The organism is Paraburkholderia sp. UYCP14C (genome assembly GCF_004197395.1).
GTDB lineage: Bacteria > Pseudomonadota > Gammaproteobacteria > Burkholderiales > Burkholderiaceae > Paraburkholderia.
Genome location: NZ_SELS01000140.1, coordinates 1 through 7,462, shown reverse-complemented (window position 1 = coordinate 7,462; position 7,462 = coordinate 1). Strand labels below are relative to the sequence as shown.

At 58.7% G+C, this 7,462-nt stretch carries 7 protein-coding genes; 6 read left to right on the top strand and 1 reads right to left on the bottom strand.

The features are described from left to right. Window positions 1-489 precede the first annotated feature (489 nt). Window positions 490-612: a hypothetical protein gene (locus tag EVC45_RS47835; protein ID WP_306770873.1), complete on the bottom strand. Its 123-nt coding sequence runs from the start codon at window positions 610-612 to the stop codon at window positions 490-492. 499 nt (window positions 613-1,111) lie between these two features. On the opposite strand from EVC45_RS47835, the gene dapA reads away from it, so the two are divergent. From dapA to EVC45_RS42925, 6 genes are all read left to right on the top strand, one after another. After that, the gene (dapA, locus tag EVC45_RS42950) at window positions 1,112-1,990 is read left to right on the top strand and encodes a 4-hydroxy-tetrahydrodipicolinate synthase (RefSeq protein WP_129964140.1); all 879 of its coding nucleotides are present in this window, start codon (window positions 1,112-1,114) and stop codon (window positions 1,988-1,990) included. A gap of 60 nt (window positions 1,991-2,050) precedes the next feature. Beyond that, a complete protein-coding gene (locus EVC45_RS42945; RefSeq protein WP_129964139.1) occupies window positions 2,051-3,289 on the top strand; it encodes an FAD-binding oxidoreductase in 1,239 nt (412 codons plus the stop codon). Window positions 3,290-3,319: 30 nt separating this feature from the next. Continuing rightward, window positions 3,320-4,798, top strand: a complete 1,479-nt coding sequence (locus tag EVC45_RS42940; RefSeq protein ID WP_129964138.1) for an aldehyde dehydrogenase family protein — start codon at window positions 3,320-3,322, stop codon at window positions 4,796-4,798. 136 nt (window positions 4,799-4,934) lie between these two features. Beyond that, the gene (locus tag EVC45_RS42935) at window positions 4,935-5,693 is read left to right on the top strand and encodes an SDR family NAD(P)-dependent oxidoreductase (RefSeq protein ID WP_129964137.1); all 759 of its coding nucleotides are present in this window, start codon (window positions 4,935-4,937) and stop codon (window positions 5,691-5,693) included. A 100-nt stretch (window positions 5,694-5,793) separates the two neighbouring features. After that, entirely contained in the window at window positions 5,794-6,804 is a 1,011-nt protein-coding gene (locus tag EVC45_RS42930; protein ID WP_129964136.1) for an Ldh family oxidoreductase, read from the top strand. Between the two features lie 104 nt (window positions 6,805-6,908). Then, window positions 6,909-7,427 carry an SDR family NAD(P)-dependent oxidoreductase gene (locus tag EVC45_RS42925; protein ID WP_211193581.1) on the top strand — a complete coding sequence of 173 codons (519 nt, stop codon included), beginning with the start codon at window positions 6,909-6,911 and terminating at the stop codon, window positions 7,425-7,427. Window positions 7,428-7,462 lie beyond the last annotated feature (35 nt).

Genomic DNA, 7,462 nt, shown 5'->3' with positions numbered 1-7,462 from the left:
TTCTATACCCGGTACAAGAGCGTGATGCAGCGCTGGCCCGACAGCATCAGCAAGGGCGCTGAATTCACGATGCCGGTCGCAAAGTAATTCCAGCGCAGGTTAGGACCGATTTGATTCTTCAGGGGTGAACTCACTGTGGGTAAGCGAGAAGCGTGAGTGATTTCGGCCGGCTCCGTACCGAGGGCGCCGGCCCTTTTTTTGCCTCCAGATTACCAATCCCAGTCCGATCCGCGGAAGGCGACTTCGAATGCAATCGATTCCCGTGCTACCAGACAAGGAACCCACTAATGACTCGTACAAATCTCGACGACAGTACGGCTGCTCAGGAACGCGCCATTGAGGGTGCGCGGGCACCGGCAGAGAGCCATGCTTCCAGCAACCCCATCGAAGGGGACACAGCAACATCAAACCATCCTGACGCGCCTGGCGGCACAGTAGACCGCGATTTGACTGGCTCGATAACGCCAGCCCGTTTGCACAGGTTGAATTTTAAAATCCCGGCGCCTTGATTTTGACGGTCACGCTGGCGTTGGCAACATTCTCGTTGAGGCGGTCGCTGACATCACGGCTGGCCTCGCGATTGCCGCGCAAGTCGGTGGGTTGGACGGCCACTCCAAGGCTCCAGGAAGCCTGAACGGTAGGAACGGACCAGCAAATCACAATTGCCTGCGTGATAGTTTTCCATGTGGGTGAGTGATTTTTACTGTTTATCGCCCATTTCGATTGAAGAATAACCAAGCCGGCTACGTCGAGAAAGCAGACTCTTACCAAAGACAGGGTAGGGCAATCGCCAAGTTGACACGAGAAGATGACCTTCCTAGACTGCATACATGCTTGCACACAACAAAACATACCGAGTCGTGTATTTGAAAGGCTGCCTCGACGCCAGCCGCCGGGGCCAAGTGCCGCTGACGCATCAGTCAGGGTAAGACCTGGCGCTCACCTCGAACCGGTTCTCAGGGCAAGCGGTATCGCACCCACACGGAGGACTACTAATGGGGGCGGCGTCGCAGATTGACTCGGAATTGGGTGCAAAGCATTTGTTGGACCGAAGCGGCGGCCCAACTCCGAAGGCTTCGGAAATCATGGCAAAGTTTTGATGGAGAATGAGATGAAATTGTCTGGTGTGATGCCGGCATTGGTGACGCCGTTTGACGCGAATAACAAGGTCGACTTTAAGGCGCTCGAGAAGCACATGCTCAATCTGCGTGCTGCAGGAGTGACCGGTTGGGTACCCTTGGGCTCGACCGGCGAATACTTTTCGATGTCGAACGAAGAGCGCGAAGAGGTGCTCCGGTTCGTGAAGGACTTCGCCAACGGCAATGAGGCCCTCATCGCCGGCACGAACGCTCCAGCAACCCGAGAAGTTATCGAGAACACGGCGAAAGCAAAGGAAATCGGCTACGACACGGTCCTTCTGGCAACGCCGTTTTACACGCGTCCGACGCAGGAAGAACTCCTTGCGCACTACCGGACCGTGCTGGACGAGACCGGCGTCAATCTCATCCTCTATAACTATCCGCCCAAGGATGGCATCGAAATCTCGTTCGAGCTGATGGACGCGCTTGCTGATGACCCGCGCGTCATCGGCATCAAGGAAAGTTCGGGCGTTCTCCAGCGCGCGATCGACATCTACTCGCGCTACAAGGGCCGCATTGACCTCATCTCCGGTTCCGATGACGTCGCGCTCGATTTCATGTTCTGGGGAGCGGACACCTGGATCTGTGGTCCGGCCAACTGCATGGCGAAGGCTTGCTGCGACCTTGACCGCGCGTTCCGCTCCGGTGAGCTGGAGAAGGCGCGTGAAATGATGGCAACGCTCTACCGTGCGATGAACATCCTCGAGAGCGGCAAGTTCGTCCAGAAAATCAAATACGGCTGCGAACTGCAGGGCACGCCGGTTGGTCAGGCCCGTGCGCCGCTGGGCGAATTGACCGACGAAGAAAAGAAGGCATTCCGCGCAGCGATGGAGCCCATCCTGAACTGGTAGTGGTCATTGGCGTCTGGAGCGAGATCTCCAGTCATTTGCAAGCGTTCGCGGAGAGTATTTGTGGCACCTATCGTTGTCATCGGCGCTGGAATCATTGGAACCACCATCGCGTACGACCTGCAGCGACGCGGCCAATCGGTTGTACTTGTCGACCGGGACGCGCCTGGTAAAGGGGCGTCGTTCGGCAACATGGCCAGTATTGCAGTGACGGAATTCATGCCGGCATCGCGCCCGGGAGTTTGGGCGCAAATGCCGAAGTGGATGCTGGACCCGGAAGGTCCAGTACGGATTCGACCCGGCTACATGCCGAAGCTCATGCCGTGGTTCATGCGATTTCTCTCCGCGAGCCGGCCTTCGAAGCTGCGTGAGCTGGAAGCCGCAGGAGCAGTCCTGTGCGGTCGAGTCTACGAAGACCTGGACGCTCTTCTCAAGGAAACCGGCCTCGAGCACATGCTGAGCAAGGAAGGCTGCCTCAGCCTGTACACCGACGAGGCGGAGTTCCGGGCCGACCGCGAGCATATCGAAATCCTTGAGCGCTTTGGATTTCAGCATCAGGTCCTGGATGGGAGTGCCATTCGTGACCTGGAGCCCGCGCTCACGCACAAAATCGGGAAGGCCGTTCTCTTTCCGGACAACCGGTCTATCGCGGACCCATACAAGCTGGTCGTAGCGCTTTCAGATCGGTTCAAGGTGCTCGGCGGTCGAATCGAACAAGGCGAAGTCGGCGGCTTCGAGCATGCCGAAGATGGGGTCGCGGCGGTGAGACTCAAAGACGGTCGCCTGCTGCAGGCGAGCCAGGTTGTGCTGGCCGCAGGAGCATTCACCGGTCGCCTCTCCGCGTTACTGAATGAGCACATCCCGCTCGAAACCGAGCGCGGCTACCACACGCAGATCATGGCGCCGGGCATCTCCATGAAGCATTCGATCATCTGGCCCGCCAAAGCCTTCATGGTCACGCCCACTGCAGGTGGAATTCGCGTCGGCGGCACCGTGGAAATGGCAGGCCTCGACGCGCCCCCGGACTATCGACGGGCGAAGGTTCTCGTGAAGAGAGCGAAAGAGGCGCTTCCTGAACTCAAGGCCGAACAGACCAGCGAGTGGATGGGTCATCGGCCAGCCCTTCCGGACACGGTCCCTGTCATGGGGCGGTCGGCCAGGCGTCGCAACGTGTTTTACGCCACGGGGCACGGACACCTTGGACTCACGTATGGCGCGACCACGGGCCGATTGATGGCCGACCTCATCACAGGCGTTACGCCGCCCGTGGACATGAGGCCGTATCGCGTCGACCGGTTTTAACTGATTTGAACTATCGACAAGGCAATCTTTATGCGAAACGAACTTTACATCGACGGTAAGTGGGTCAAAGCGCTCAACGGCGAGACGCGCAATGTCATCAATCCGGCAACGGAAGAAGTGATTCAGACAATCAGCGCTGCCTCGGCTGAGGATGTGGACATTGCCGTCAAGGCCGCGCGTCGGGCGTTCGACCACGACGGCTGGCCCAAGCTGAGCGGCGCTCAACGCGCGAAATACCTTCGAGCCATTGCGAAGGGCATCCGCAAGCGTCAGGAAGAAATATCGCGTCTTGAATCCATCGATAACGGCAAGCCGTTTCCGGAAGCAATGTGGGACATTGGTGATGCTGCCGGCTGCTTCGAGTATTACGCGGGTCTCGCAGAAGAGCTCGACAACCACCCTGAAGAAAAAATCCAGCTGTCAGACGGCCGATTCACGTCGAAGGCCGTGAAGGAGCCCATCGGTGTCGCGGGCGCAATCATCCCGTGGAATTACCCATTGTTGATGGCGGCATGGAAAGTGGCGCCTGCACTCGCTGCTGGCTGCACCGTCGTTCTGAAGCCTGCGGAAGTGACGTCGCTGACGGCATTGGAGCTGGCAGCAATTGCGCACGAAGCGGAACTGCCGCCTGGCGTGCTGAATATCCTCACGGGCTCGGGCTCGGTTGCCGGTCAGGCAATCATTGACCACAAGGGTGTGGACAAGCTGGCCTTCACAGGATCTGGTCCGATTGGTTCGCAAATCATGGCGGCCGCAGCACGCGACATCAAGCGCGTGAGCCTCGAGCTCGGTGGCAAGTCGCCTTTCGTTGTTTTCGAGGATGCTGATATTGAACAGGCCGTCGAATGGATCATGTTCGGCATTTTCTGGAACCAGGGGCAGGTCTGCTCGGCCACGTCGCGCGTCCTGGTGCAAAAGGGTATCTACGACAAGCTGCTTGCACGACTGATTGAAGAAACGAACCGCATCAAGGTTGGCAACGGCCTTGACGACGGTGTCCTTCTTGGACCGTTGGTTTCGAAGCGCCAACACGAACAGGTCGTGGCAGCCATCGAAGCCGCGAAGGCAGCGGGTGCTACGGTTGCGGCGGGTGGGACACGCCCTGAAGGCTTCGACAAGGGCTACTACCTGCGTCCGACCATCCTCACGAATGTGCCGCTCGACAGCGATGCATGGGTCGAGGAGATTTTTGGTCCGGTAGTCTGCGTGCGCCCGTTTGAGACTGAGGAAGAGGCCGTCGCGCTCGCCAATGATTCACGCTTCGGTCTTGCCGCGGCTGTGATGTCGAAGAATGATGCACGCGCTGAACGGGTTGCCGCCGCCTTCCGTGCCGGCATTGTCTGGATTAACTGCTCGCAGCCAACATTCACCGAAGCCCCGTGGGGAGGTTACAAGCAATCTGGCATCGGCCGCGAACTAGGTCGCTGGGGCCTCGATAACTACCTTGAGACCAAGCAGGTAACCAGGTTCGTCAGCGAGGAACCTTGGGGCTGGTACATCAAGAGTTAATGCAATGACCGTTGAGGGCCCCTCGGTATCGAGGGGGCTCCATCAGCTGCGTTAATCCGGCGAAGACGCCCTATCAGGTTGCGGAGCTTGGCGGCACTGGGGAACCGCCGGCGAGTGCTTAGGCAGAGGGATTGAATTGAACAAACCGCTTGATGGCCAAACTATTCTCGTCACCGGCGCTACGGGCGGTATTGGCGCTGCCATCGTCGAGCGGCTCGCTTCTGAAGGCGCGCGGCCAATCATCCACTACGGTCGTGACAGAGCGAAAGCGCTGTCACTTCTAGCTCGCATCGAAGGCAACGGCGCAATCATTCAGGGCGATCTGTCGACTGCCGACGGCCCTTTTGAACTCTGGCGCGGAGCCGTCGACATTGCTGGTCGCATTCACGGCCTCATCAACAATGCTGGTATTCGTACCGAAGTTACGGTCGACGCCAGCCCTGCGGAGTGGCGCGCCGTTTGGCAGATGGAGTTTCAGGTAAATGTTTTCGCTGCAGCGGACTTATGTCGTGAAGCGGTCAAACACTTCAAACTGCACGGCGGTGGGCGAATCGTCAACATGTCGAGTCGGGCGGCCCAACGGGGCTATGCGGCCAATGCCATGCCTTATGGTGCGACCAAGGCTGCGCTTGCGAATCTGACGAAATCTATCGCGCGCTCATTTGGGGCCGACGGCATAACCGCTGTGAATATCTCGCCTGGGTGGGTGCTAACCGATATGGCAGAGGACTTCGTTGAAAAACATGGAATGTCCACGGCAGTCGCCGATATCCCGATCGGCAAAATGGCTGCACCGTCGGAAGTGGCAGAACTGGTTTGCTTTGTCTTGCGGCCATCGCAAGCGTCGCTGAACGGCGCGACTCTCGATGTGAACGGTGGTAGCTATATCCGCTAGCAGGATTCGCAAAACAGCGATGTGACGCCGAAGTCTCCGCTCGACGACGATTCAATGTAAGGTCGGATCGAGCAAAACATATAACGCGTGAGTCTCCCTGATGGAATCCAGCACGGTCCGCCTGAATCTCGATGAGTTGGATAGGCTTACGTGTGACGTGCTTCTGCGCAACGGAATGTCTCAATCCCACGCAACTGCGGTCGCAAAGTCGTTGGTGGCAGGGCAGCGAGACGAGTGCCATTCTCACGGCGTGTATCGGCTGCTTACCTGCGTCAACGCCTTGCGTTCCGGGAAGGTTTTGGGGAACACTGAGCCGGACATCGTTGACGTAGCTCCGGGGTTGGTGCGTGTCGATGCGAAGTCGACATTCGCGCAGGTGGCATTCGAAAAGGCCGCCGCACTGCTCGTTCGCAAAGCGAAAGAGAGCGGTATCGCCGCGTTGGCCATCAATCATTGCTACCACTTCTCCGCTCTCTGGCAGGAAGTCGAACACCTGGCTGGGCATGGTGTCGCTGCCATGGCGATGACGCCCGCCCACCCCTGTGTCGCTCCGGCAGGAGGAACGAAGCCACTGCTCGGAAACAATCCGTTCGCGTTCGCCTGGCCTCGACAGGGTAAAAATCCGTTTGTCTTCGATTTTGCTACGAGTGTGGTCGCCCGCGGCGAAGTTGAACTTGCCCGAAAGAAAGGGGAGTCGCTGCCTGACGGCTGGGCGCTCGACGAAAGCGGTCGGCCGACCAGTGACCCCGCGAAGGCACTGGAGGGCGCCTTGCTCACATTCGGTTCGCACAAGGGCTCGGCGCTATCGGTGATGATTGAGCTTCTTGCCGGACCTCTATTGAGCGACTCGATGAGTTTCGAGTCGTTGCAGTCTTATGCTGAAACTGGGGTGCCGCTGCCTCGAGGAGAGCTGATACTTGCGTTTTCGCTGGAGCGCTTCGCTGTTGGCACAGCTCGGGAGAATCAGGAGCACGCGGAGCTTCTGCTCGATAAGATTGTGGAGCAAGGGGCGAGATTACCTTCACAACGAAGATTCGCGGCGCGCGCTCGAAGCATTGCCGATGGTGTGGTTCTCAGCGAGTCACTCTACAACGAGATTCGCGCGCTGTAGTGCCGGTTCGCCCCGGGGGAGTCTCGCCGCGTCCGACTCAATCTCATCCGGGCATCTCAACGAAGACGTGCCTGTCTTTTTAACGATAGTTGGAGGAAGCCAACATGGCAGACGAGAAAGTTGCGCTGGTCACGGCAGGTGGTTCGGGTATGGGCGCGGCCGTTGCCCGACGGCTCAGCGCCGATGGCTACAAGGTCGGGGTGCTGTCATCTTCAGGCAAAGGCGAGGCGCTGGCATCGGAGCTTGGCGGTATTGGTGTGACCGGTTCGAATCAGTCGAATGACGACATTGCCAAACTGGTCGACCTGGCCATTTCGCGCTGGGGACGCATCGACGTGCTAGTCAACAGCGCAGGGCACGGTCCACGCGCCGCGCTCCTCGAGCTTTCCGATGAGCAGTGGCACCAGGGAATCGACACATACTTCCTGAACGTGGTCCGACCGACCCGCCTCGTCGTGCCGCACATGAAAAACCAGCGCGCCGGTGTCATCATCAACATCTCGACGGCGTGGGCGTTTGAGCCAAGCGCGATGTTTCCGACGTCGGCGGTCGCCCGGGCAGGTCTTGCTGCCTTCACAAAGGGCGGTTTCAAGCCGAAGTGCAACAAGGGGGTTAATGTTTAGCGTCTTGGGGTTGACTTGCTGAGGCGAGCGTAGCG